The 25,371-nt window shown below is 70.7% G+C and carries 15 protein-coding genes, 1 tRNA gene and 1 rRNA gene; 13 read left to right on the forward strand and 4 right to left on the reverse strand.

The features are described 5' to 3' along the window. Both rrf and ACIRR8_RS26545 read left to right on the forward strand, forming a co-directional pair. Nucleotides 1-83: ribosomal RNA gene (rrf, locus tag ACIRR8_RS26540) — 5S ribosomal RNA — on the forward strand; the annotation flags it as partial. 191 nt (nucleotides 84-274) lie between these two features. Beyond that, a tRNA-Thr gene (locus tag ACIRR8_RS26545) sits at nucleotides 275-347 on the forward strand. A gap of 63 nt (nucleotides 348-410) precedes the next feature. Here ACIRR8_RS26545 and ACIRR8_RS26550 read toward each other — a convergent pair. After that, a complete protein-coding gene (locus ACIRR8_RS26550) occupies nucleotides 411-3,038 on the reverse strand; it encodes a SpoIIE family protein phosphatase (RefSeq protein ID WP_404069464.1) in 2,628 nt (875 codons plus the stop codon). Between the two features lie 400 nt (nucleotides 3,039-3,438). Here ACIRR8_RS26550 and ACIRR8_RS26555 point away from each other — a divergent pair, with 400 nt between their 5' ends. The 11 genes from ACIRR8_RS26555 (at nucleotide 3,439) to ACIRR8_RS26605 (ending at nucleotide 18,946) form a co-directional block, all read left to right on the forward strand. Next, nucleotides 3,439-8,871, forward strand: a complete 5,433-nt coding sequence (locus ACIRR8_RS26555; RefSeq protein WP_404069466.1) for a HAMP domain-containing protein — start codon at nucleotides 3,439-3,441, stop codon at nucleotides 8,869-8,871. Nucleotides 8,872-9,114: 243 nt separating this feature from the next. After that, complete coding sequence (locus ACIRR8_RS26560) at nucleotides 9,115-9,798, forward strand: two-component system response regulator (protein ID WP_404069468.1); 684 nt, start codon at nucleotides 9,115-9,117, stop codon at nucleotides 9,796-9,798. 197 nt (nucleotides 9,799-9,995) lie between these two features. Next, nucleotides 9,996-12,815, forward strand: a complete 2,820-nt coding sequence (locus ACIRR8_RS26565; RefSeq protein ID WP_404069470.1) for a DNA translocase FtsK — start codon at nucleotides 9,996-9,998, stop codon at nucleotides 12,813-12,815. Between the two features lie 305 nt (nucleotides 12,816-13,120). Continuing rightward, on the forward strand, nucleotides 13,121-13,924 hold the full coding sequence (locus ACIRR8_RS26570) for a helix-turn-helix domain-containing protein (RefSeq protein ID WP_404069472.1): 804 nt from the start codon (nucleotides 13,121-13,123) through the stop codon (nucleotides 13,922-13,924). A gap of 158 nt (nucleotides 13,925-14,082) precedes the next feature. Next, complete coding sequence (rimO, locus tag ACIRR8_RS26575; protein ID WP_404069474.1) at nucleotides 14,083-15,567, forward strand: 30S ribosomal protein S12 methylthiotransferase RimO; 1,485 nt, start codon at nucleotides 14,083-14,085, stop codon at nucleotides 15,565-15,567. After that, nucleotides 15,564-16,436, forward strand: a complete 873-nt coding sequence (gene pgsA, locus ACIRR8_RS26580; RefSeq protein ID WP_404069476.1) for a CDP-diacylglycerol--glycerol-3-phosphate 3-phosphatidyltransferase — start codon at nucleotides 15,564-15,566, stop codon at nucleotides 16,434-16,436. The genes rimO and pgsA overlap by 4 nt, the downstream gene beginning before the upstream one ends. Then, nucleotides 16,433-16,942, forward strand: a complete 510-nt coding sequence (locus ACIRR8_RS26585; protein WP_404069478.1) for a CinA family protein — start codon at nucleotides 16,433-16,435, stop codon at nucleotides 16,940-16,942. The genes pgsA and ACIRR8_RS26585 overlap by 4 nt, the downstream gene beginning before the upstream one ends. A 109-nt stretch (nucleotides 16,943-17,051) precedes the next feature. Beyond that, nucleotides 17,052-17,435, forward strand: a complete 384-nt coding sequence (locus tag ACIRR8_RS26590) for a helix-turn-helix domain-containing protein (RefSeq protein WP_003965837.1) — start codon at nucleotides 17,052-17,054, stop codon at nucleotides 17,433-17,435. 291 nt (nucleotides 17,436-17,726) lie between these two features. Continuing rightward, on the forward strand, nucleotides 17,727-18,197 hold the full coding sequence (locus ACIRR8_RS26595) for a Dps family protein (RefSeq protein ID WP_404069480.1): 471 nt from the start codon (nucleotides 17,727-17,729) through the stop codon (nucleotides 18,195-18,197). Nucleotides 18,198-18,233: 36 nt separating this feature from the next. Then, nucleotides 18,234-18,410 carry a CsbD family protein gene (locus tag ACIRR8_RS26600; protein ID WP_404069738.1) on the forward strand — a complete coding sequence of 59 codons (177 nt, stop codon included), beginning with the start codon at nucleotides 18,234-18,236 and terminating at the stop codon, nucleotides 18,408-18,410. A gap of 197 nt (nucleotides 18,411-18,607) precedes the next feature. Further along, a complete protein-coding gene (locus tag ACIRR8_RS26605; protein ID WP_404069482.1) occupies nucleotides 18,608-18,946 on the forward strand; it encodes a hypothetical protein in 339 nt (112 codons plus the stop codon). Here the strand turns inward: ACIRR8_RS26605 and ACIRR8_RS26610 are convergent. From ACIRR8_RS26610 to ACIRR8_RS26620, 3 genes are all read right to left on the reverse strand, one after another. Then, nucleotides 18,894-19,676 carry an SDR family NAD(P)-dependent oxidoreductase gene (locus tag ACIRR8_RS26610; protein WP_404069484.1) on the reverse strand — a complete coding sequence of 261 codons (783 nt, stop codon included), beginning with the start codon at nucleotides 19,674-19,676 and terminating at the stop codon, nucleotides 18,894-18,896. The genes ACIRR8_RS26605 and ACIRR8_RS26610 overlap by 53 nt on opposite strands. A gap of 59 nt (nucleotides 19,677-19,735) precedes the next feature. Beyond that, the gene (locus tag ACIRR8_RS26615) at nucleotides 19,736-20,587 is read right to left on the reverse strand and encodes an Fpg/Nei family DNA glycosylase (protein ID WP_404069486.1); all 852 of its coding nucleotides are present in this window, start codon (nucleotides 20,585-20,587) and stop codon (nucleotides 19,736-19,738) included. Nucleotides 20,588-20,651: 64 nt separating this feature from the next. Further along, complete coding sequence (locus tag ACIRR8_RS26620) at nucleotides 20,652-25,346, reverse strand: DEAD/DEAH box helicase (RefSeq protein ID WP_404069488.1); 4,695 nt, start codon at nucleotides 25,344-25,346, stop codon at nucleotides 20,652-20,654. Nucleotides 25,347-25,371: the final 25 nt, after the last annotated feature.

A 25,371-nucleotide genomic window follows, 5' to 3' on the forward strand; every position in this document is an offset into this window, starting at 1 on the left:
ACATTCCGAACCCGGAAGCTAAGCCTTTCAGCGCCGATGGTACTGCAGGGGGGACCCTGTGGGAGAGTAGGACGCCGCCGAACAATTATTGTGGGAAAGCCCCGTGCCTTATGGCACGGGGCTTTCCTGCGTTCCGGGCCAGATAGCGCCCGTCGGCTCTGTCCCGCCGTGGGCGGCAGGCCTTTCGCCGAGGTCCCGGGAAAGCGTGCCGGCCGCGATTATGCGTATCCCTGGATCCCGTGTATGGTTTACCTCGTTGCCACAGCGCAACGAGGCCCCAATAGCTCAGTCGGTAGAGCGTCTCCATGGTAAGGAGAAGGTCTGCGGTTCGATTCCGCATTGGGGCTCAGCGAGAAGAAGAGAAAGGCTCCCGCCACATGGCGGGGGCCTTTCTCGTTGCCGGCCTTGGATCAGATACGCGGCGGCTCCGGGACGCGCATGGCCAGGATGGCCATGTCGTCCGAGGCGGGCTCCGCGGCGAAGCGTTCCACGGCCCGCAGGATACGTGCGGCGACCGCTCCGGCCGTCAGGCCCGTACAGGTCGACAGGACCTCCGCGAGGCCGTCGTCGCCGAGCATGCGGGTGCCCTCGCGGCGTTCGGTGACGCCGTCCGTGACGCAGAGGAGGACATCGCCAGGGTTGAGTGTGACCTCCTCCTCGTACAGCTCCAGGTCCTCCAGGACGCCGAGGAGGGGCTGCGGTTCGGCCGCCGACTCCACCGAGCCGTCCTGGCGCAGGCGCAGCGGGAGCGGGTGGCCGGCGCAGACCACCTTCAGGAGGGCGCTGCCGTCCTCCTGGGGCCACAGCTCGCCGTACAGGAGCGTGAGGAAGCGGCTGCGGGCGCCCTCGTCGAGGATCGCCGCGTTGAGGCGCTCCAGGACCGCCGGGCCGGGGAAGCCCTCGCGGGCCAGCAGGCGCAGCGCGTGGCGGGCGAGGCCCGTGACGGCGGCGGCCTCGGGGCCCGTACCGCAGACGTCGCCGATGGCGAAGCCGTACGCACCGTCGCGGATCGGGAAGACGTCGTAGAAGTCGCCGCCGACCTCGTTGCCCTCGCCGGCCGCGCGGTAGATGACCTCGATCTCGACGTTCGGGACGTCGGGGAGGCCCGGGGGCAGGAGGCTGCGCTGGAGGGACTGGCTGATGGCCATGCGCTCCGAGTACAGGCGGGCGTTGTCCAGGGCCAGGGCGGCCCGGCGGGAGAGGTCCTCGGCCAGTTCCAGGATCTCCTGGCGGAAGTGGTCGTCCGAGGGCTTCCCGAGCGTCAGCATGCCGATCACGCGGTTGCGGGCGACCAGCGGCAGGACCACCGTCTCGCCGCCGACGGCCTGGGCTGTGGCGAGGATGGTGCGGGTGGCCGTGGACATGCTCAACGGCGCATCGTGGTCCAGGCTGCGGGTCGACGTGGACAGCGCCGCTCGGTGACCGGCCTCCGAAGGGGCCGCCCAGACGCGCGCTCCCGGCGTCGGGACCGGGTCCGGCGGGTCGATCTTGGAGAGCAGGGCCTTGAGGCCGTCGATGAGGTCCTCGTCCTCGTGGAGCACGTACGAGAGGTACGGGTCCGAGGACTGGTCCGCGATCGTGTAGACCGCGCACCAGGTGGCCAGGGTCGGGACCGTCATCTGGGCCATCAGGGCCAGGGTCTGGTCCCGGTCGAGGGTGCCGGCCAGCAGGTCGGAGGCCTCGACGAGGAAGGAGAGCGAGCCGCGCCGCAGCCGTTCCAGCTCGCCGAGGCGGGCGGACTCGACGGCCAGCGCGATGCGGTCGGCGGCGAACTGGAGGCGCAGGGCCTCCTCGTTCGAGTAGCGTCCGGGCGCCTCGGCCGCGACACCCAGGGAGCCGGTGAGGCGGCCTTCGACCTTCAGCGGGACCGTGACGACCGAGCGCATCCCGGTGTCGGTGAGGAGTGGGACGGCGCCGGGCACGGCGGTCAGGTCCTCGTGGACGGCCGGCATGCGGGCGGAGCCGTAGCGTCCTGTTCCGGCCTCCACGGGCACTCTGGCGAAGCGCTGGCGGGCCGAGGGCAGGCCCGTCGTGGCGCGGACCTCCAGCTCCGTCTCGTCGTCGGTGGCCAGGAGCAGGAACGCGGAGTCGGCGTCGAGCATGTCGCGGGCCCGCTCGACCGTTCGCTGGAGCAGGCCGTCCAGGTCGTCGGGGGCCGGAGAGCCGATGAAGACCTCGAACGGGTCCGTGGTGCGGTTCTCGGACGAGGGGTCGGAGACCGGGGCGCGGACCGGGGACTGGAGGACGGCGCGTTCGTAGTCGCGGACGAGGAGGCAGACCGTGGACGGTTCGCCCTCGGTGTCGCGGACCCGCAGATGGGAGGCGTAGACCGGGGTGAGGCGGCCGTCGGCGCAGCGGATGCCGTAGCTGCCCTCCCAGCGGGAGAGCCGGAGCGCGTCCGCGATGCCGGTGTTGGTGCCGGGCGTGTGGGGCCAGGCGACGAAGTCGGTGAGCTGCTTGCCGGAGACCTCGTCGGTCCCGTGGCCGAAGAGGAAGACCGCGTCGTCGTTCCACGCGGCGATCGCGCCGGAGTGGTCGATCTGGACGACCGCGACCCGTACGCGCTGGTCGGCCGCGGGCAGCAGCGCGGTGGGCAGGAGCGGGCCCGCGGAGCGGATGCCGACCGGGCGCTCGGGGAGGTCCAGCTGAAACCAGACATGTTTACGGGTGGGGGTGTACTCGACGCCCCAGCGGGTGGCGAGTGCGGCGCAGAGCAGGAGGCCGCGGCCGTTCTCGCGGTCCGGTGAGCCGAAGTCGAGCCCGTTGCTCTGGAGCGGGACCTCGCGCTCCGGATAGTGGTCGGCGACCTCGACGCGTACGCCGTCCTCGGTACGGAGGCAGAGGACGTCGGCCGCCGTGCCCGCGTGGATCACGGCATTGGTGACGAGCTCGCTGGTGAGGACGACGGCGTCATCGACGACATCGTTGTACCCCCACCCCTGGAGGGTGTCCCGGACGAAGGCGCGGGCGGTCGCGACCGAGCGCCCGACCGGTTCAAAAGTGGCGGCCGCGCGCGCGGTGATCACAGCACTCCCCATATTGGTGTCTCGTCGCTTCCCCGAGTCCTGTGCCCGTTTCTCGCCGCTTCGATTCGCTTGCCAGGCTAGACGTTCGGCAAGGGCGCCGGGTACACGAGGGCCGAGATCGGGACAGGTCTCCCCGGGAGTCGTGCGCGGGCGCACGAGTATGTCTCCCGGTGGGAGTGATGGGGTGCAAGCGGGGGAGGTTGCCCGCCGACCTGTTCCGGCCTGGTACGTTGCAACGATTTGACGTCCGCCCGGCTACCCGTTGACGGTGTGCTGTGGCGGTGGTCCACAGTGGAACTGGGCAAGCTTCCGGATAGGCCCGAGCGAAACGGTCAACCCCTGCGGGAGGGACACGGTGGAGTCTGGCGTGGCGGCGCGGGGTTCAGAAACGCGTACAAAAGGCGGACAGTCCGTGAAAAAGCAGCGCAATGGCACCGTCGAGGTCGACGCGGCAGCTCTGAACAGACTGCTGGCGGGACTCGTGGCGATGCGCGACGGCAATTTCCGCAGGCGGCTCACCGTCTCCGGCGACGGTGTGATGACGGAGATCGCGGCGGTCTTCAACGAGGTCGCCGACCGCAATCTCCACCTCACCGGTGAATTGGCGCGGGTACGGCGTGTGGTCGGGCGTGAGGGCAAGCTGACCGAGCGGCTGGAGACGGGCGCCTGCGAGGGGTCCTGGGCCGCCGCGATCGACGCCTCCAACGAGCTCGTCGACGATCTCGCGCGACCGGTCTCCGAGGTGGGACGGGTGCTGTCGGCGGTCGCCGACGGTGACCTGGAGCAGCGGATGGAGCTGCGGTCGCACACGACGGACGAGACGGTGCGGCCGCTGCGCGGCGAGTTCCTGAAGGTCGCCCGTACGGTCAACAACCTCGTCGACCAGCTGTCGGTCTTCACCGAGCAGGTGACCCGGGTCGCCGTCGAGGTGGGTACCGAGGGCAAGCTCGGCGGTCAGGCGCAGGTGCGCGGGATGTCCGGGTCGTGGAAGGACCTGACGGACTCCGTCAACACCATGGCGTACCGCCTCACCGCCCAGGTGCGGGACATCGCGCTGGTGACGACGGCGGTCGCCAAGGGTGATCTCTCGCGGAAGGTCACCGTCCATGTGGCCGGTGAGATGCTCCAGCTGAAGAACACCGTCAACACGATGGTCGACCAGCTGTCCTCGTTCTCCTCAGAAGTGACGCGCGTCGCCCGTGAGGTGGGTACGGAGGGTGAGCTGGGCGGTCAGGCGACCGTGCCGGGCGTGGCCGGGGTGTGGAAGGACCTCACCGACTCCGTCAACACGATGGCGGGCAACCTCACCTCCCAGGTGCGCGGTATCGCGGAGGTGACGACGGCGGTCGCCAGCGGTGACCTGACGCAGAAGGTCACGGTGAGCGCGCGCGGCGAGGTCGCGCAGCTCGCCGAGACGATCAACCAGATGACCGAGACGCTGCGCACCTTCGCGGACGAAGTGACACGTGTGGCGAGCGAGGTCGGTGGCGAAGGCCTCCTGGGTGGTCAGGCGCAGGTGCCGGGTGCCGCCGGGACGTGGAAGGACCTCACCGATTCGGTGAACACGGTCTTCCGGAACCTGACGACGCAGGTGCGGGACATCGCGCAGGTGACGACCGCGGTGGCCAGCGGTGACATGTCGCAGAAGGTCACGGTCGACGTGGCCGGGGAGATGCTGGAGCTGAAGAACACCGTCAACACGATGGTGGACCAGCTTCAGTCGTTCGGTTCCGAGGTGACGCGCGTCGCGCGGGAGGTCGGCGTCGAGGGCCGGCTCGGCGGCCAGGCGGAGGTCCCGGGTGCCGCCGGGACGTGGAAGGACCTCACCGACTCGGTGAACACCGCCTTCCGCAACCTGACCGGTCAGGTCCGTGACATCGCGCAGGTCACCACGGCGGTCGCCAACGGTGACCTGTCCCAGAAGGTCACCGTGGATGTGGCCGGGGAGATGCTGGAGCTGAAGAACACCGTCAACACGATGGTGGCGCAGCTCTCCAGCTTCGCCGACCAGGTGACGCGGATGGCCCGGGACGTGGGAACCGAGGGCCGGCTCGGCGGTCAGGCGCGCGTGGACGGCGTCTCCGGGACGTGGAAGGAGCTGACGGACTCCGTCAACTTCATGGCCGGCAACCTCACCTCCCAGGTGCGGCAGATCGCCCAGGTGACGACGGCGGTGGCGCGGGGCGACCTGTCGCAGAAGATCGACGTGGATGCCCGGGGCGAGATCCTCGAGCTGAAGAACACGATCAACACCATGGTCGACCAGCTCTCGGCCTTCGCCGACCAGGTGACCCGGGTGGCCCGTGAGGTGGGTACGGACGGCCGTCTCGGCGGTCAGGCGCAGGTGCCCGGTGTGGCCGGAGTGTGGCGCGATCTCACCGATTCGGTGAACGGGATGGCGGGGAACCTGACCGCCCAGGTCCGCAACATCGCGCAGGTCGCCACGGCAGTGGCGCGCGGTGACCTGTCGCAGAAGATCGACGTGGACGCGCGCGGCGAGATCCTGGAGCTGAAGAACACCCTCAACACGATGGTGGACCAGCTCTCCAACTTCGCCGAGCAGGTGACGCGGGTAGCCCGTGAGGTGGGTACGGAAGGCATCCTCGGCGGTCAGGCCGAGGTACAGGGCGTCTCCGGTACGTGGAAGGACCTCACGCAGTCCGTCAACGGCATGGCGAACAACCTGACCCTCCAGGTCCGCAACATCGCCGAGGTCACCACCGCGGTCGCCAAGGGCGATCTCTCCAAGAAGATCACCGTCGACGCCAAGGGCGAGATCCTCGAACTGGTCACGACCGTCAACACGATGGTCGACCAGTTGCTCAACTTCGCCGACGAGGTGACCAGGGTGGCCCGCGAGGTGGGCACCGAGGGCATTCTCGGCGGCCAGGCGCGGGTGCGCGGGGCGACCGGCATCTGGAAGGACCTCAGCGACAACGTCAACCTGATGGCCAACAACCTGACCAGCCAGGTACGGAACATCTCCCGGGTCTCCTCCGCGGTCGCCAACGGTGACCTGACCAAGAAGGTCACCGTGGAGGCGCGCGGCGAGGTCGCCGAGCTGGCCGACACCGTCAACACCATGGTGACGACGCTCTCCTCGTTCGCGGACGAGGTCACGCGGGTGGCCCGTGAGGTGGGTACGGAAGGTGAGCTGGGCGGTCAGGCCAGGGTGCCGGGCGTCTCGGGTACGTGGAAGGACCTCACCGAGTCCGTGAACTCGATGGCCTCCAACCTGACCGGCCAGGTGCGGCAGATCGCCACGGTCACCACGGCCATCGCCAAGGGCGACCTCACCAAGAAGATCGACATCGACGCGCGCGGTGAGATCCAGGAGCTGAAGAACACCATCAACACGATGGTCGACCAGCTCTCCTCGTTCGCCGAGCAGGTGACCCGGGTCGCGCGTGAGGTGGGCACGGAAGGCCAGCTGGGCGGTCAGGCGCGGGTGCGGGACGTGGACGGCACCTGGCGCGACCTCACCGAGTCGGTGAACGAGATGGCCGGGAACCTGACCCGTCAGGTGCGCGCCATCGCGGCCGTCGCCACGGCGGTGACCCGCGGCGATCTGAACCTGAAGATCGATGTGGACGCGGCCGGCGAGATCCAGGTCCTCCAGGACAACATCAACACGATGATCGCCAACCTGCGCGACACCACCCTCGCCAACAAGGAGCAGGACTGGCTGAAGGGCAACCTGGCCCGGATCTCCGGTCTGATGCAGGGCCGCCGCGATCTGGACGACGTGGCCTCGCTGATCATGAGCGAGCTGACGCCGGTGGTCTCGGCGCAGCACGGCGCGTTCTTCCTGGCCATGTCCCCGGGCGACTCCGACGAGGTGGGTCCGGAAACCGCCGACGACACCTCGTACGAGCTGCGGATGCGCGGGAGTTACGGCTACTCCGCGGGCTCGATGCCGACCTCGTTCCGGCCCGGGGAGACGCTCATCGGGACGGCGGCCGAGGAGAAGCGGACGATCCAGGTGGACAACGTTCCGCCGGGCTATCTGAAGATCTCCTCCGGCCTCGGCGAGGCGCCGCCCGCGCATGTCATCGTGCTGCCGGTGCTCTTCGAGGGCAAGGTGCTCGGTGTGATCGAGCTGGCCTCGTTCCAGCCGTTCACGCACATCCAGCGGGACTTCCTCAACCAGCTCGCCGAGATGATCGCGACGAGCGTCAACACGATCAGCGTCAACACCAAGACCGAGAAGCTCCTTGAGCAGTCGCAGGAGCTGACCGAGCAACTGCGCGACCGCTCGCAGGAGTTGGAGAACCGGCAGAAGGCCCTCCAGGCGTCCAACGCCGAACTGGAGGAGAAGGCCGAGCTGCTGGCCCAGCAGAACCGCGACATCGAGGTGAAGAACACCGAGATCGAGGAGGCACGGCAGGTCCTGGAGGAGCGCGCCGAGCAGCTCGCCGTCTCGATGCGTTACAAGTCCGAGTTCCTGGCGAACATGTCGCACGAGCTGCGTACGCCGCTCAACTCGCTGCTGATCCTGGCCAAGCTGCTGGCGGACAACGCCGAGGGCAATCTGTCGCCGAAGCAGGTCGAGTTCGCCGAGACGATCCACGGGGCCGGTTCCGACCTGCTCCAGCTGATCAACGACATCCTGGACCTGTCGAAGGTCGAGGCGGGCAAGATGGACGTCAGTCCGACCCGGATCGCACTGGTCCAGCTGGTCGACTACGTGGAGGCGACCTTCCGCCCGCTCACCGCGGAGAAGGGGCTCGACTTCTCCGTACGGGTCTCGCCGGAGCTTCCCGCGACGCTGCACACGGACGAGCAGCGGCTGCTCCAGGTGTTGCGCAACCTGCTGTCGAACGCGGTGAAGTTCACGGACACCGGGGCGGTGGAGCTGGTGATCCGGCCGGCCGGCGCCGATGTGCCGAACGCGATCCGCGAGCATCTGCTGGAGGCCGGTTCGCTGCGGGACGCCGACGCCGACCTGATCGCCTTCTCGGTCACCGACACCGGGATCGGGATCGCGTCCAGCAAGATGCTGGTGATCTTCGAGGCGTTCAAGCAGGCGGACGGGACGACGAGCCGCAAGTACGGCGGTACGGGCCTCGGGCTCTCCATCAGCCGGGAGATCGCGCGGCTGCTCGGCGGTGAGATCCACGCGGCGAGCGAGCCGGGCCGGGGCTCGACCTTCACGCTGTACCTGCCGCTGCACCGCGCCGAACTGCCGCCCCAGGGCTTCCCGCAGGTGGGTTCCGGTTCCGGCGAGGGGCTGGGCGTCGGGTCCGAGAACGGCCAGGCGCCGCAGGGCGGCGACTCCGCCCCGCTCGGGGACCCCGCCAACTCCGCCGGGGTGTTCCGGCGGCGGCGCAAGGCTCTCGGGGACGCGGCCCGGCGTCCCGCTCTGCCCGCCGGCCGGCCGGCGGGCGAGAGTATCCCGCACGAGGAGTGGGTGCAGGGCAGCGCGGCCGCGGGGGAGGAGGCGGCGGAGCCTCGGCGGACGTTCCGGTTCCGGGGCGAGAAGGTGCTCATCGTCGACGACGACATCCGTAACGTCTTCGCACTCACCAGCGTGCTGGAGCAGCACGGACTGGCCGTGCTGTACGCGGAGAACGGCCGTGAGGGGATCGAAGTCCTGGAGCAGCACGACGATGTGACGGTCGTGCTGATGGACATCATGATGCCTGAGATGGACGGGTACGCGACCACCACCGCGATCCGGCGCATGCCGCAGTTCGCCGGGCTGCCGATCGTCGCGCTCACCGCCAAGGCGATGAAGGGCGACCGGGAGAAGGCGATCGACTGCGGTGCTTCCGACTATGTGACGAAGCCGGTCGATCCTGATCATCTGCTGGCGGTCATGGAGCGGTGGATGCACGGAGAGTGATCGGATTTTGAATGAATCAGTGTGAGTTGCTGACCGGCTGTGCGCGAACGGGTGTGAACGGCCTGCATCCGGGGAACCTTCTGGTCTCCCACCGCGTTTGCGGTATGTGCACAGTGACATCACGGTGACAGGGTGTGGTGGCGGGCGGGGTGCGGCTACCATGACCGGCACAAGGACGGACGGCGAAAGGGAGTCGTCCCAGGGGCGGCACCCGGTGCATTTCCGGGGCGAGGAGGGCGGGCCATGGTGCAGAAGGCCAAGATCCTCCTGGTCGATGACCGGCCGGAGAATCTGCTGGCGCTGGAGGCCATCCTCTCTGCGCTCGATCAGACACTGGTCCGGGCATCGTCAGGGGAGGAGGCGCTCAAAGCGCTGCTCACGGACGATTTCGCGGTCATTCTGCTGGACGTCCAGATGCCGGGCATGGACGGTTTCGAGACCGCCGCCCACATCAAGCGGCGGGAGCGCACGCGGGACATCCCGATCATCTTCCTCACCGCGATCAACCACGGCCCGCACCACACCTTCCGGGGATACGCGGCCGGCGCGGTGGACTACATCTCCAAGCCGTTCGACCCGTGGGTGCTGCGCGCCAAGGTCTCGGTCTTCGTCGAGCTGTACATGAAGAACTGCAAGCTCCGCGAGCAGGCCGCGCTGCTGCGGCTCCAGCTGGACGGCGACGGCCAGGCGAACGGTGAGCACGAGAAGGAGCCGGCCGGTCTGCTGGCCGAGCTCTCCGCGCGGCTCGCGGCGGTCGAGGAGCAGGCGGAGGCCCTCTCCAAGCAGCTCGACGACGAGTCCGCCGACGCGGCGGCCGTCGCCACGGCGGCCCATCTCGAACGCAAGCTGACCGGCCTGCGCCGCGCGCTCGACGCGCTGGAGCCGGGCACGGGCGGCGGCGCCGGGATCCTGCCGGCTCAGAGCTAAGGGGCGTCCGGCGGATCAGGCCGGGCGCACCCCAGGCCTTTCCGTCTTCTGCCGTACCAATCAGGGGGCTTCAGGCCGTGCCCGGAGCGCTCCTGTCGCTGAGGGCCCGTCAGTTCCCGGCCGTCGGGCGGCGACACAGTCGGGTGAACCCGTAGGCGAACGTGTTCACGGGCGTCGACAACGGTAACCTCGGCACCATGGCCTCACGTACGTCCGGCAAGGGTTCCCAGTCCACAGCGGGCACCGCGAAGAGCGCCGGCCGTACGCCTGGGCCGGCGAAGAAAGCCGCGCCCGCCAGGAAGACCGTCCCCAGGAAGGCGGCCGCGCCCGCGAAGAGGGCACCCGCGAAGAAGGCGGCGGCCAAGCGGCCCGCGCCCAAACCCGCGCCGTCCCCCACCAACGGCGTCTACCGGCTCGTGCGCGCCGTCTGGCTCGGCATGGCGCACGGTGTCGGCGCGGTGTTCCGCTCCATAGGGCGCGGTGCGAAGGGACTTGACCCCGCCCACCGCAAGGACGGCCTCGCGCTCCTGCTCCTCGGCCTCGCGCTGATCGTCGCCGCGGGAACCTGGTCCAACCTCCAGGGGCCGGTCGGCGACCTGGTGGAGATGCTGGTGACCGGCGCGTTCGGCCGGCTCGATCTGCTCGCGCCGATACTGCTGGGCGCCATGGCCGTACGCCTCATCCTGTATCCGGAGCGCCCCGACGCCAATGGCCGGATCGTCATCGGGCTCTCCGCCCTCGTCGTCGGGATCCTCGGCCAGGTCCACATCGCCTGCGGCTCGCCGGGCCGCGAGGACGGCACGGAGGCCATGCAGGACGCGGGCGGGCTGATCGGCTGGGCCGCGTCGAAGCCGCTGATCTTCATGATGGGCGAGGTCCTCGCCGTACCGCTGCTGGTGCTGCTCACCGTCTTCGGCCTCCTCGTCGTCACCGCGACCCCGGTCAACGCCATCCCGCGCCGGCTGCGCCAGCTCGGCGTCCGCCTCGGCATCGTGGAACCGGCGTACGAACCCGGCGAGGTGTACGAGGACGACGACGAGCGGTACGACGAGCAGTGGCGCGAGGCGCTGCCCGCCGGGACGCGGCGCGGCTCCGCCCGCCGCCGCGCGCCGGAAGCCGACGACGCCGTGTACGACCACGACAGCGCCGAGGAGGAGGCCCTCACCAAGCGCAGGCGGCCCCGCAGGCCCGCCGCGCAGCCCGCGATGAACCGGTCCATGGACGCGGTGGACGTCGCGGCGGCCGCGGCCGCGGCGCTCGACGGGGCCGTGCTCAACGGCATTTCGCCCTCGCCGGTCGTCGCCGACCTGACCCAGGGCGTCTCGGCCGACCGCGACCGGGACCGTACCGGCTCCACGCCCGTCCCCGGCGCCCGCGAGGCCGAGCGGGACGGCGGCGCGGAGAAGGAGGACCGGAGCGCGGGCCGGGACGGGGCGTCCTTTGGGCCCGGCGATCCCGGTGGCGTACCGGATCTGACCAAGCCCGCTCCCGAGCGCACCGGCGACCTGCCGGCCCGCGCCGAGCAGCTCCAGCTCTCCGGCGACATCACGTACTCGCTGCCCTCGCTCGACCTGCTGGAGCGCGGCGGGCCCGGCAAGACCCGCAGCGCGGCCAACGACGCCGTCGTCGCCTCGCTGACCAACGTGTTCACCGAGTTCAAGGTCGACGCCGTCGTCACCGGCTTCACCCGCGGCCCGACGGTCACCCGGTACGAGATCGAGCTCGGCCCCGCCGTGAAGGTCGAGAAGATCACGGCGCTCGCCAAGAACATCGCGTACGCCGTGGCCAGTCCGGACGTACGGATCATCTCGCCGATCCCCGGCAAGTCCGCCGTCGGCATCGAGATCCCCAACTCCGACCGGGAGATGGTCAACCTCGGTGACGTCCTGCGCCTCGCCGACGCGGCCGAGGACGACCACCCGATGCTCGTGGCGCTCGGCAAGAACGTCGAGGGCGGCTACGAGATGGCCAACCTGGCGAAGATGCCGCACGTCCTGGTCGCCGGCGCCACCGGATCGGGTAAGTCGTCCTGCATCAACTGCCTCATCACCTCCATCATGGTGCGGGCCACCCCGGAGGACGTCCGGATGGTCCTCGTCGACCCCAAGCGCGTCGAGCTCACCGCGTACGAGGGCATCCCGCACCTGATCACGCCGATCATCACCAACCCCAAGAAGGCCGCCGAGGCGCTCCAGTGGGTCGTGCGGGAGATGGACCTGCGCTACGACGACCTGGCCGCCTTCGGCTACCGGCACATCGACGACTTCAACCACGCCGTGCGCACCGGCAAGTGCAAGACGCCCAAGGGCAGCGAGCGGGAGCTGTCGCCGTACCCGTATCTGCTGGTGATCGTCGACGAGCTGGCCGACCTGATGATGGTCGCCCCGCGCGACGTCGAGGACTCCATCGTCCGCATCACCCAGCTCGCCCGCGCCGCCGGCATCCACCTGGTGCTCGCCACCCAGCGCCCCTCGGTCGACGTGGTGACCGGTCTGATCAAGGCGAACGTGCCCTCGCGGCTCGCCTTCGCCACCTCCTCCCTCGCCGACAGCCGGGTCATCCTCGACCAGCCCGGCGCCGAGAAGCTCATCGGCAAGGGCGACGGCCTCTTCCTCCCGATGGGCGCCAACAAGCCCACCCGTATGCAGGGCGCCTTCGTCACCGAGGACGAGGTCGCGGCCGTCGTCCAGCACTGCAAGGACCAGATGGCCCCGGTCTTCCGGGACGACGTCGTCGTCGGTACGAAGCAGAAGAAGGAGATCGACGAGGACATCGGCGACGACCTGGACCTGCTCTGCCAGGCCGCCGAACTGGTCGTCTCCACCCAGTTCGGGTCGACCTCGATGCTCCAGCGCAAGCTGCGCGTCGGCTTCGCCAAGGCCGGGCGGCTGATGGACCTGATGGAGTCCCGCAACATCGTCGGACCCAGCGAAGGGTCCAAGGCGCGGGACGTGATGGTGAAGCCGGACGAGCTCGACGGGGTGTTGGCCGTCATCCGCGGGGAATCCGCTCCATAGGGGTAGTCCACCCGTAAAGGTTTTGTGGGCAACCGTTTCGTGCGGTCGTACGTCCAGTTGGAGGGAGGGGAGGAACGATGCTCCTCCCGCCCAGCCCGTTGTCACCCACCCTGTTCGGCCCACTCCAGGTTGCCCAGTCCCTCAACTGGGGCACGGTCCCGGTGCCGCTCCGTCCGCGGAGAGGTCCACGGGGCCGCCCGGCGAACCCGATGGCGTACAAAGTCGTCCCTCCCGGTTGCCCCTCCCTTTCGTACCCCCCCTAGACTGAACATCCAGCAGGTGGCTCACGCTCGAAAGGCGCCCCCGTGTCCATCGGCAACTCCCCCGAAGACGACCGGCCTTCGATCGGTCGTGCCCTTCAGCAGGCTCGCATCGCCGCAGGTCTGACGGTCGAGGAGGTCAGCAGCTCCACCCGGGTGCGCATCCCCATCGTGCACGCGATCGAGGAGGACGACTTCTCGCGCTGTGGCGGCGACGTGTACGCGCGCGGCCACATCCGCAACATCGCCCGTGCCGTCGGCATCGACCCGGAACCCCTGGTCGAACGTTTCGACGCCGACCACGGCGGCCGTCCCGCACCGACCCCCGCCGCTCCGCTGTTCGAGGCGGAGCGCATCCGTTCCGAACCGCGGCGGCCCAACTGGACCGCGGCGATGGTCGCGGCCATCGTCGCCGTCATCGGTTTCGTCGGCTTCACCCTCTTCAACGGAGGAGAGGACAAGCCGTCGAACACCGCCCAGGTCGCGGAGGGCTCCAAGCCCGACAAGACCGCGGCCAAACCCGCCACCACCAAGCCGGCCGAGCCCAAGCCCGTGCCGTCCGAGAGTGCCATCGCCGCTGCCCCCCGGGACAAGGTGACGGTCAAGCTCGGCGCGAACCAGGGCAAGAGCTGGATCTCCGTCAAGGACCACAATGGACAGCTGCTCTTCGACGGGCTGCTGCTCGAAGGTGAGTCCAAGACCTTCCAGGACGAGGAGCGCATCGACCTCGTCCTCGGCAACGCCGGAGCGATCGAGCTCTTCGTCAACGGCAAGAAGCTGCAGGACCGCTTCGAGCCGGGCCAGGTCGAGCGGCTCACGTACACCAAGGGTGACCCCGAGGCCGGCTGAGTCCGCGCCTCCTCACCCCTTCGACGGGCGTCCGGCCTCGCGCCGGGCGCCCGTCGGCGTTTCCGGCGGACCTCCCGCCAGTCACTCCCCGTAGCAGGAGAGAGCGCAGGCAACCCTGCTCGGCGGGAGGGCCGCCGGGACGAAGTAGTCTTGAGTCCATGCCCGAACGCCGTACCGTCGCCCTTGTCACTCTTGGCTGCGCCCGTAACGAGGTGGACTCGGAGGAGCTTGCAGGCCGCTTGGCAGCGGACGGCTGGGACCTCGTCGAGGACGCCTCGGACGCGGATGTCGCAGTCGTCAACACCTGTGGGTTCGTCGAAGCCGCCAAGAAGGACTCCGTCGACGCCCTGCTCGAAGCCAACGATCTCAAGGACCACGGCCGCACCCAGGCCGTCGTCGCCGTCGGCTGCATGGCCGAGCGCTACGGCAAGGACCTCGCCGAGGCCCTGCCGGAGGCGGACGGCGTCCTCGGGTTCGACGACTACGCCGACATCTCCGACCGGCTGCAGACCATCCTCAACGGCGGCATCCACGCCTCGCACACCCCGCGCGACCGCCGCAAGCTGCTCCCGATCAGCCCCGCCGAGCGGCAGTCCGCAGCGGTGTCCCTGCCGGGGCACGCCCAGGAGACGGAACCCGCACCCGCGCCCGCGGACCTCCCGGAGGGTGTCGCTCCGGTCTCCGGACCGCGCGCCCCGCTGCGCCGCCGCCTCGGCACCAGCCCCGTCGCCTCGGTCAAGCTGGCCTCCGGCTGCGACCGCCGCTGCTCCTTCTGCGCCATCCCCTCCTTCCGCGGCTCCTTCATCTCGCGCCGCCCCTCGGACGTGCTCCAGGAGACCCGCTGGCTGGCCGAGCAGGGCGTGAAGGAGGTCATGCTCGTCTCCGAGAACAACACCTCGTACGGCAAGGACCTCGGCGACATCCGCCTCCTGGAGACCCTGCTGCCGGAGCTGGCCGACGTGGACGGCATCGAGCGGATCCGGGTCAGCTACCTCCAGCCCGCCGAGATGCGCCCCGGCCTCATCGACGTCCTCACCTCGACGCCGAAGGTCGCCCCGTACTTCGACCTCTCCTTCCAGCACTCCTCCCCGAGCGTGCTGCGCACGATGCGCCGCTTCGGTGACACCGACCGCTTCCTGGAGCTGCTGGACACCATCCGGTCCAAGGCCCCCGAGGCCGGTGCGCGCTCCAACTTCATCGTCGGCTTCCCCGGCGAGACCGAGGCCGACCTCGCCGAGCTGGAACGCTTCCTCACCGGCGCCCGCCTCGACGCCATCGGCGTCTTCGGCTACTCCGACGAGGAGGGCACCGAGGCGGTCGGCTACGCGAACAAGCTGGACGCCGACACCATCGCCGAGCGGCTCGCCCACATCTCCCAGCTGGCCGAGGAGCTGACCTCGCAGCGCGCCGAGGAGCGCGTCGGCGAGACCCTCCAGGTGCTCGTGGAGTCCGTCGAGTCGGACGAGGACGGCGAGGTCGCGATCGGCCGCGCCGCGCACCAGGCTCCGGAAACGGACGGCCAGGTGGTCTTCACCACACGCGAGGGACTCGTGCCCGGCCTTATGGTCGAGGCAAAGGCAGTGGGCACCGAGGGCGTCGACCTGGTGGCCGAACACCACGAGCTTGCGGAGGCAGCCAGATGACGGGAGTCCCGGCATCCGCGGCAGGCGGTTCCGGCGCGAAGCCGGTCCGCGGCGGCAAGCTGGGGACTGCGGCCGTCAACCAGGCCAGCCTGTGGAACATCGCCAACATCCTGACCATGGTGCGGCTGCTGCTCGTACCCGGGTTCGTCCTCCTCCTGTTCCACAACGGCGGATACGACCCGGCCTGGCGCTCCTTCGCCTGGGCGGCCTTCGCCATCGCCATGATCACCGACCTCTTCGACGGTCATCTGGCCCGCACGTACAACCTGGTCACCGACTTCGGGAAGATCGCGGATCCGATCGCCGACAAGGCGATCATGGGGGCGGCGCTGATCTCCCTCTCGATCCTGGGCGATCTGCCGTGGTGGATCACCGGGGTGATCCTCGCCCGTGAGCTGGGCATCACGCTGATGCGGTTCTGGGTGATCCGGCACGCGGTGATCCCGGCCAGCAGAGGCGGCAAGCTCAAGACCCTGGCGCAGGGGACGGCGGCCGGGATGTACGTCCTGGTGCTCACCGGGCCGCTGGCCACCCTGCGCTTCTGGATGATGATGGTGGCCGTCGTGCTGACGGTCGTCACCGGACTCGATTACGTACGCCAGGCCGTCGTCCTGCGCCGCCGGAGCCTGGCCGCCGAGCGCGCGGCCGTGGGGCGCACGGCGGAGGCGCTGAACGAGGCCGCAGGGTCTCCTGGGGCGGTCGGTGTCTCGGGAGCTTCTGGCGTTGCTGGTGCTTCCGGTGGTGCCGGTGTTTCCGGTGGTGCTGGTGCGGGTGCCGCTGATTCCGAGTCTGCTGTGCGCGTCTCCGGTGGTCCCACGTCTGTGGAGCCTGTTCTGGGGGCGCGGGACGCCGCGGAGGCCGAGCGGTGACAGTCGCTGCCCGGGCGCTGGAGCGGCTCGCGGAGCGCGGTGAGACGCTCGCCGTCGCCGAATCGCTGACTGGCGGGCTGGTGGCGGCCGAGCTCACCTCCGTACCCGGTGCCTCACGGTCGTTCCGAGGATCGGTCACCGCGTACGCCACCGCCCTCAAAAGCGAGGTCCTCGGCGTGGACGGGACTCTGCTGGCGGAGCGCGGGGCGGTCGATCCCGAGGTCGCACGCCAGATGGCCGCCGGTGTGCGCCGCGCGCTCGGCGCCGACTGGGGCCTCTCCACGACCGGTGTCGCCGGCCCGGAGCCGCAGGACGGGCAGCCCGTCGGAACGGTCCACATTGCCGTAGCGGGACCTTCCGGCGTCGAGAAAGTGGCCGCTCTGCGGTTGAATGGATCGAGGGCGGACATCCGTAGAGAGAGCGTACGAAGCGTCCTCGGTCTGCTCCTGAACGAACTCGGCGGAAACGCGCGGGCACAGGATACGGAACAGATCGGGGGGAATTGATGTTTGCAGCCCTGAGTGAACACGACATCGCTCCCCGCACGGCCGCAGCACAAGGCGGTACGGTAGGGCGTGAAGGATGCGGCTACGCGGTCCGAGGAGGGAGCCACCGATGATTCTGCTCCGTCGCCTGCTGGGTGACGTGCTGCGTCGGCAGCGCCAGCGCCAAGGCCGTACTCTGCGCGAAGTCTCCTCGTCCGCCCGGGTCTCGCTCGGTTATCTGTCCGAGGTGGAGCGGGGGCAGAAGGAGGCATCCTCCGAGCTGCTCTCCGCGATTTGCGACGCGCTTGACGTACGGATGTCCGAGCTCATGCGGGAAGTGAGCGACGAGCTCTCGCTCGCCGAGCTGGCCGAGTCGGCAGCTGCCAGTGATCCGGTCCCAGTACCGGTTCGTCCCATGCTCAATTCCGTCTCCGTCTCGTCGGTCGCGGGTGTGCCGTCGGGCCGGGTGACCATCAAGGCGCCCGCGGAAGCGGTGGACGTCGTCGCCGCCTGATCCGCGCGGCACAGTGCTCGACCGGAGTCCCGGTCGGCCCCACAGGGGTCGGCCGGGACTCCGGCGTGTGTGCCCTTCGGCGTGCCCGGTAGGTGTTCTCGCCGTGTGTTCCAGCCGTGTGCTCTTTCTGTGTGCGCTCCGCGTGTGTGAGCCGCGAGGAAGCGGGCAAACGGAGGTTGAGGCCAACATGACTGTTTTGTTTCATTTGTGTCATCGTGAGTGGTGCGCAGGAATGGTCAGCGAAACGCCTGACGACGGTCAGCAGTACGCCTGACGGATGGGAGTGTTTGCATGTCTGTGGTGAAGAGCCCACTGTCCGAGAGCGATCTCAAGCTCGTCGGAGAAGCGCTGCAGGGCGCGCTGGTCGATCTCGTCGACCTCTCCCTCGTGGCGAAGCAGATCCACTGGAACGTGGTCGGCCCGCGATTCCGGTCCGTACACCTCCAGCTCGACGACGTGGTCGTCACGGCCCGGCAGCACTCCGACACGGTCGCCGAGCGTGCCTCCGCGATCGGCGTCAACCCGGACGGCCGCTCCGCGACCGTCGCCAAGGAGACCGCCATCCAGGCCGTCTCCGAAGGCTGGATCAAGGACACCGACGCCGTGAAGGCGCTCGTCGACGCCCTGGGTGTGGTGATCGGCCGGATGCGGGAGCGCATCGAAGTGACCGACGCGCCGGATCCCGTCACCCAGGACATCCTGATCGCACTGACCGCAGACCTCGAGAAGCACGCCTGGATGTTCCAGGCCGAAAGTGCCTGAGCGGAAGGAATCGACATCGTGACTGGTGACAACGCCATGGACAAGCTCAAGGGCAAGGGCAAGGAGGCCGTCGGCAAGCTGACCGGCGACCGCCGCAAGGAGGCCGAGGGCAAGGCAGACCAGGCCAAGGCCACGGCCAAGGACAAGGTCGACGAGGCTGGTGACCGCGCCAAGGGCGTCACGGACTCGCTGCGCAACGACAACGACAAGTAAGGGCCGGCGGCGCCTCGCGCCGCTGTCCTTCCCGGGTGCCCCCGCCGATCTCCGGCGGGGGCACCCGTGCGTATGGGGAGCTGATCTCCGGCGGAGCACCCGTGCGTGGGGGGAGCCGTCGGTCGTACGTTCTGCGTGCGGGGGCGCCGCTGCCAGGAGAAACTGCCCGAAAGGGCGTCGGCCGCAGGAGGGCAGCGATGGTACGGCGATGGATACCGGCGCTGGTCCTCGGTGGGGTGTGGTGGTGGGCGGTGCTGCGGCTGGTGCTGCAGCCGGAGCAGGCCGGTGCGGTGGAGGGTGCGGTGGCGGCGGGCGGCTGGGGGCTGAGCCTGCTGCCGGTCCATGTGGCGTCGGTGGCTGCGGCGGTGGGGCGGGCGGGGTCGGGGCCGGGGGAGCGGACTTCACGGGCCTGGCGTGGGCGGTTTACGGGGCAGGCCTGGCGTGGGCGGCTTGCGGCGGGGCCGTCGCGGTTCGGGGCGGGGATCACCAGGGCATGGCGACGCCGCCGTTCGGGCGGAGGATCTGGCCGGTGGTGAAGGCCGACGCGTCGGACGCCAGGTGCAGCACGGTGTGGGCGACGTCCTCGGGTTCACCGACCCGGCCCAGCGGGGAGATGCGGGCCATCGTGGCCTCCGCCCGCTGCTGCGGTTCCGCTCCGTGCCGGCCGGTCATCGGCGTACGGATCCAGCCCGGGGCCACCGCGTTCACCCGTATGGCGTGCGGGCCCAGCTCGGTGGCGAGCGTCTTCGTGAGCTGGACCACGGCCGCCTTCGCCGCGCTGTAGCAGAGCAGGCCCGCGCTCGCGGAGTCCACGGCGCCGGACGCCATCGTGACCAGCGAACCGGGTGCGGAACGGGCGACCAAGGAGCGGGCCACCTCCTGGCAGGCGTACAGCACCCCTGTGAAATTGACCGCCAGCACCCGGTCCAGGTCCTCGTCCTCGGTCTCCAGGACGCTGCTGGTGTGCATGATTCCGGCCGAGGCGACCAGGATGTCGGGCTCTCCCGCCGCCCGAACGGCCGTCCGGACCTGTTCGCGGTCGGTGACGTCGAGCGGGTGGGTACTGGCCCGGCCGCCGGCGTTCGTGATCGCCTCGTACGTCCGGCGCAGGCCCGTCTCGTCGCGGTCGGCGCAGTGGACCGTGGCCCCGGCCTCCGCCAGCAGCACGGCGCTCGCCCGGCCGATTCCGCTCGCCGCTCCGGTGACGAACGCGGAGCGGCCCGTGAGGTCGTACGCGTTGAACGCGCCGTACGCGGAGAGGGGCATGACGGGACCGTACGACCGTATCTGACGGATCGTCAACCAGCGTGCGGGTTCCGGGCTTCCTACGGCGTCGGGCCCGACTGGCAGGCCGGGCACCAGTACGTGGGCCGGTCCTCCTGGTCGATCTTGCGGATCGGGGTGCCGCAGCGCAGGCAGGGGCGGCGGACCCGCCCGTAGACGTAGAGGGGGTCCTGGACCCGGAGAGGCGGGAGGGGACGGTGTGGGGAGGTGGAGGCCGGGGTGTTCGGGCGGGGTCGGCGTTCGGCTCGGATGGTGGTGGTGCGGGTGGGACGGTCGCGGTTGGCGTCGAGGAGGCGGTGGGCCAGGGCGACCAGCCGGGGCAGCGTTCCTTCGGGGAGGGCGCCTACGGGGAGCCAGGGTGTGACGCGGGCCAGGAAGCAGAGCTCGCATTTGTAGACATTGCCGATGCCGGCGAGGTTGCGCTGGTCCAGGAGCGCGTCCCCGATGGGGCGGTCCGGGGCGGCGAGGAGCCGCTCGACGGCGAGGTCGGGGTCCCAGTCCGGGCCCAGCAGATCCGGCCCCAGGTGGCCGACGGCCTTGCTCTCCTCGCTGGTGCGCAGCAGTTCGAGGACGGGGAGGCGGTAGCCGACGGCGGTGTGCTCGGTGTTGGCCAGAACTGCGCGGATCTGGTGGCCGGGGCCGCCGCGCCAGCGCTCGCCCGGCGCGTAGATCCGCCAGGTCCCGTCCATCCGGAGGTGGCTGTGCAGGGTCAGCCCGCCTTCGACGCGGGTCAGCAGGTGCTTGCCGCGTGCGGTGACGTCCAGGACGGTACGGCCGCTCAGGTCGGAGGTCGCGAACCGCGGGACGCGCAGGTCGGCATGGGTCAGGACCCGGCCCGCCAGCGCTGCGTGCAGCCGGGCGGCGGTTTGCAGGACGGTGTCTCCTTCGGGCATACCTCCATGATGGGGGCCAGGGGCGGTGAGGTGGTGAGGTGCGGCGGTGTGGGCCCGTCGGGACTCAGGCTCTCAGGCGCAGGCCCTTCGGGGTGGCGAGGAAGCCGGCCGCCTCCAGGGTGCGGCCCAGCGGCGAGGTGAGCGAGGAGGCTCCGTTGGTCCGCTCCACCGTCACCGTGCCGAGCGCACCGGCGCGCGCGGAAGCGGCCAGGGCCTCGGCCGCCGCCAGCAACGCGGGCGACTCGGGGTCGGTGGGCCAGGCGAGCAGGGACTTGCCGCCGCGCTCCATGTAGAGCGTGAGCTCGCCGTCGACGAGGACCACCAGAGCTCCGGCCTTGCGGCCCGGTTTGTGCCCGGCGCCGTCCGGGGACTCCGGCCACGGCAGGGCGGCGCCGTAGGCGTTGGCCGGGTCGGCGGCGGCGAGCACCAGGGCCTGGTGCGCGGTGCCCGGGTCGCGGCGGTCGCGGGCCGTGGCGGCCGCCCGCAGCCGGTCCACCGCTCCGTCCATCGCGAACTGCGCAGCACCGAGACCCTCCACCACATAGCCCCGCCGGGCCTGCCCGCTGTCCTCGAAGGCGGCCAGGATGCGGTACGTCGCCGAGAAGCCGCCCTCCACCCCTTCGGCCTGCACCGCGCCACGGGTCACCACGCCGTGCCGGTCGAGCAGGGTGCGGGCCAGGGCGTGGGCGCGGTGGGTCGGCTCCGGCTCGCGTGGCGGCAGCAGGGACCAGCGGCCGGAGACCGTCGGAGGGCCGGTGCGGGAGGCGGGCCGGGCGGCCGCGGTGAGCGATCCGTACCGTCCGCGGGGCACGGTGCGTCTGGCGCGGTGGGCGGTGGAGCCCGCTGTCCGCCCGGAGCCGAGGAGTGAGCGGAGCGGGGCGAGGGTGTCGTTGGTGAGCCTGCCCGACCAGGCCAGCTCCCAGAGGGCGTCGGCGAGCTGCTGTTCGGAGGAGTCCGGGTGGGTGGTGGCCCGGACCTGGTCGGCGATCTGCCGGAAGAAGAGGCCGTATCCGCCGGAGAGCGTGGTGAGCACGGACTCGTGGAGCGCGGACAGCTCCAGGGGGTGCGGTGCGGGCAGGAGCAGGGGTGCGCTGTCGGCGGGGTAGAGGGAGAGCCAGCCGTCCTTGCCGGGCAGTGCTCCCGCTCCGGCCCAGACGACCTCGCCCGTGGTCGTCAGCTCGTCGAGCATGGCCGGGGTGTAGCCCATGACGCGGCTCGGCAGGATCAGCTTCTCCAGGGCGGAGGCGGGTACGGGCGCTCCTTGGAGCTGTTCGACGGCGCGGGCCAGCCCGTCGATGCCGCGCAGCCGGTGGGAGCCGAAGTGCTGCCACTGCGGCAGGAAGGAGGCGAGCGCGGCGGGCTCCACCGGCTCCAGCTCCTGGCGGAGCGCGGCCAGCGAACGGCGGCGGAGCCGGCGCAGGACGGTGGCGTCGCACCACTCCTGGCCGATGCCCGCCGGATGGAACTCACCTTGCACGGTCCGGCCGGAAGCGGCGAGCCGGTGCAGCGCACCGTCCGTGACGGCCGTGCCGAGCCCGAACCGCTCGGCGGCCCGGGCGGCGGTGAACGGACCATGTGTCCGGGCGAAGCGGGCGAGGAGATCGCCGAGAGGGTCCTTCACCGGCTCGGTGAACGCCTCGGGAACACCGACCGGGAGTGCTGTGCCCAGGGCGTCGCGCAGCCTTCCGGCGTCCTCGATCGCCGCCCAGTGGTCGGCCCCGGCGATGCGGACCTGGATGGCCCGGCGGGTCGTGGCCAGCTCCGGAGCCCAGGTGGGCTCTGCGCCGCGCTCGGCCAGCTCGGCGTCGGTCAGGGGGCCCAGGACGCGCAGCAGGTCCGCGACGCCTTCGACGTCCTTGATCCGGCGGTCCTCTGTGAGCCACTGGAGCTCCTGCTCCAGCTCGGTGAGGACCTCGGGGTCGAGCAGCTCGCGCAGCTCGGCCTGGCCCAGCAGCTCGGCCAGGAGGTGGGAGTCCAGGGAGAGTGCGGCGGCCCGCCGCTCGGCGAGCGGTGAGTCGCCCTCGTACAGGAACTGCGCGACGTAACCGAAGAGGAGCGAGCGGGCGAACGGGGAGGGCTCCTGGGTGGTGACCTCGACCAGCCGGACCCGGCGCGCCTCCAGGTCGCCCATCAGCTCCGTGAGCCCGGGAACGTCGAAGACGTCCTGGAGGCATTCGCGGACGGCCTCCAGGACGATCGGGAACGAGCCGAACTCGGAGGCCACCTGCAGCAGCTGCGAGGCGCGCTGGCGTTGCTGCCAGAGCGGGGTGCGCTTGCCGGGGGAGCGGCGGGGCAGCAGGAGGGCGCGGGCGGCGCACTCGCGGAAGCGGGCGGCGAACAGCGCCGAGCCACCGACCTGGTCGGTGACGATCTGCTGCACCTCGCCCTGGTCGAAGACGACATCGGTGGCGCCTACCGGAGGCTGTTCGCTGTCGTACGAGAAAGGCTGCGGGGCCGGTGCGTCGTCCGCCGCCTCCGTGGTCGGCGGGGCGTCGAAGTCGAGGAGGTCCAGGCCCATCATGTCGGCGTCGGGGAGCCGCAGCACGATGCCGTCGTCGGCGTGCATGACCTGGGCGTCCATCCCGTACCGCTCACCGAGGCGGGCGGAGAGGGCGAGCGCCCACGGGGCGTGGACCTGGGCGCCGAACGGGGAGTGCACGACGACCCGCCAGTCGCCCAGCTCGTCCCGGAACCGCTCGACCAGGATCGTCCGGTCGTCCGGCACATGGCCGCAGGCCCGGCGCTGCTCGTCCAGGTAGGCCAGGATGTTGTCCGCCGCCCAGGCATCCAGCCCGGCGGCGAGCAGCCGCAGCCGGGCGTCCTCCTCGGAGAGGCCGCCGATCTCGCGGAGGAAGGCCCCCAGGGCGCGGCCGAGCTCCAGAGGGCGGCCCAGCTGGTCGCCCTTCCAGAACGGCAGCCGTCCCGGAACGCCGGGGGCGGGGGAGACGAGGACCCGGTCGCGGGTGATGTCCTCGATCCGCCAGGACGTGGTGCCCAGGGTGAAGACGTCGCCGACGCGGGACTCGTAGACCATCTCCTCGTCCAGCTCGCCGACCCGGCCGCCGCCCTTCTTCGGGTCCGCGCCGGCCAGGAAGACCCCGAAGAGGCCCCGGTCCGGAATGGTGCCGCCCGAGGTGACGGCGAGCCGCTGCGCGCCCGGGCGGCCCGTGACCGTACCGCCGACGCGGTCCCAGACGACCCGGGGCCGCAGCTCGGCGAAGGCGTCGGAGGGGTAGCGGCCGGCGAGCATGTCGAGCACGGCCGTGAACGCCGACTCCGGGAGCGAGGCGAACGGCGCGGCCCGGCGGACCAGGGCCAGCAGGTCGTCCGCCTGCCAGCTGTCCAGGGCCACCATGGCGACGAGCTGCTGGGCCAGGACGTCCAGCGGGTTGGAGGGGATGCGCAGTGCCTCGATGGCCCCTTCGCGCATCCGCTCGGTGACGACGGCGGCCTGCACCAGGTCGCCGCGGTACTTCGGGAAGACCACACCGGTGGAGACCGCGCCCACCTGGTGCCCGGCCCGGCCCACCCGCTGGAGGCCGGAGGCGACGGAGGGCGGCGACTCGACCTGGACCACCAGGTCGACCGCGCCCATGTCGATGCCGAGCTCCAGGCTGGAGGTGGCCACCACGGCGGGCAGCCGTCCCGCCTTGAGGTCCTCCTCGACCTGGGCCCGCTGCTCCTTGGAGACCGAACCGTGGTGGGCGCGGGCCAGCAGGGCGGGGGCGCCACGGCCCGCGCCGGACTGGGCCATGACCTCGGCGGGAGCGTGTGCCTCCGGCAGGTCGAGTGCGGAGTTGTCCGGGTTGTCCGGGTCGAAGGCGGTGCCGGTGGCCCGTTCGTACGCGATCTCGTTCAGCCGGTTGCACAGGCGCTCCGCCAGCCGCCGTGAGTTGGCGAAGACGATGGTGGAGCGGTGCGACTGGACGAGGTCGGCGATGCGCTCCTCCACATGCGGCCAGATCGAGGGCTTCTCCGCCTGTGCGGCGTCCCCGTCGGTGGCGGGCGAGCCGCCCAGCTCGCCGAGATCCTCCACCGGGACGACCACCGAGAGGTCGAACTCCTTGGTGGAGGGCGGCTGGACGACCTCCACCTTCCGCTGAGGCGACAGGAAGCGGGCCACCTCGCCGACCGGCCGGACCGTCGCGGAGAGTCCGATCCGGCGGGCGGGCCGCGGCAGCAGCTCGTCCAGGCGCTCCAGGGAGAGAGCGAGGTGGGCGCCGCGCTTCGTACCGGCGACCGCGTGCACCTCGTCCAGGATCACCGTCTCGACGCCCGCCAGCGCGTCCCGGGCGGAGGACGTGAGCATCAGGAACAGCGACTCGGGTGTGGTGATCAGGATGTCCGGCGGCCGGGTCACCATCGAGCGCCGCTCGGCGGGCGGGGTGTCACCGGACCGGATGCCCACCCGCACCTCCGGTTCGGGCAGGCCGAGGCGCACCGACTCCTGGCGGATGCCGGTCAGCGGCGAGCGGAGGTTGCGCTCCACGTCGACCGCCAGCGCCTTGAGCGGGGATACGTAGAGCACGCGGCAGCGCTTCTTCGCCTCGGCGGGCGGCGGACCGGCGGCCAGCCGGTCCAGCGAGGCGAGGAAGGCGGCCAGAGTCTTGCCGGAGCCGGTCGGCGCGACCACCAGCACATCGCTGCCTTCGCCGATGGCCCGCCAGGCACCTTCCTGCGCGGCGGTGGGCGCGCTGAAGGCACCGGCGAACCAGCTGCGGGTCGCGGGCGAGAAGGCGTCGAGAGCGGAGCCGGTCATGTCCCCCATCGTGCACCCCGCCACT

It is taken from the genome of Streptomyces sp. NPDC101178, from assembly GCF_044767965.1.
GTDB lineage: Bacteria > Actinomycetota > Actinomycetes > Streptomycetales > Streptomycetaceae > Streptomyces.

Bases quoted from the DNA above. Each gene is read 5' to 3' on its own strand.
- ACIRR8_RS26560 (WP_404069468.1), top strand. From the start codon at position 9,115: ATGGTGCAGAAGGCCAAGATCCTCCTGGTCGATGACCGGCCGGAGAAT.
- ACIRR8_RS26615 (WP_404069486.1), bottom strand. From the start codon at position 20,587: ATGCCCGAAGGAGACACCGTCCTGCAAACCGCCGCCCGGCTGCACGCA.
- ACIRR8_RS26565 (WP_404069470.1), top strand. From the start codon at position 9,996: ATGGCCTCACGTACGTCCGGCAAGGGTTCCCAGTCCACAGCGGGCACC.
- ACIRR8_RS26610 (WP_404069484.1), bottom strand. From the start codon at position 19,676: ATGCCCCTCTCCGCGTACGGCGCGTTCAACGCGTACGACCTCACGGGC.
- rimO (WP_404069474.1), top strand. From the start codon at position 14,083: ATGCCCGAACGCCGTACCGTCGCCCTTGTCACTCTTGGCTGCGCCCGT.
- pgsA (WP_404069476.1), top strand. From the start codon at position 15,564: ATGACGGGAGTCCCGGCATCCGCGGCAGGCGGTTCCGGCGCGAAGCCG.
- ACIRR8_RS26620 (WP_404069488.1), bottom strand. From the start codon at position 25,346: ATGACCGGCTCCGCTCTCGACGCCTTCTCGCCCGCGACCCGCAGCTGG.
- ACIRR8_RS26605 (WP_404069482.1), top strand. From the start codon at position 18,608: ATGGTACGGCGATGGATACCGGCGCTGGTCCTCGGTGGGGTGTGGTGG.
- ACIRR8_RS26600 (WP_404069738.1), top strand. From the start codon at position 18,234: ATGGACAAGCTCAAGGGCAAGGGCAAGGAGGCCGTCGGCAAGCTGACC.
- ACIRR8_RS26550 (WP_404069464.1), bottom strand. From the start codon at position 3,038: ATGGGGAGTGCTGTGATCACCGCGCGCGCGGCCGCCACTTTTGAACCG.
- ACIRR8_RS26595 (WP_404069480.1), top strand. From the start codon at position 17,727: ATGTCTGTGGTGAAGAGCCCACTGTCCGAGAGCGATCTCAAGCTCGTC.
- ACIRR8_RS26590 (WP_003965837.1), top strand. From the start codon at position 17,052: ATGATTCTGCTCCGTCGCCTGCTGGGTGACGTGCTGCGTCGGCAGCGC.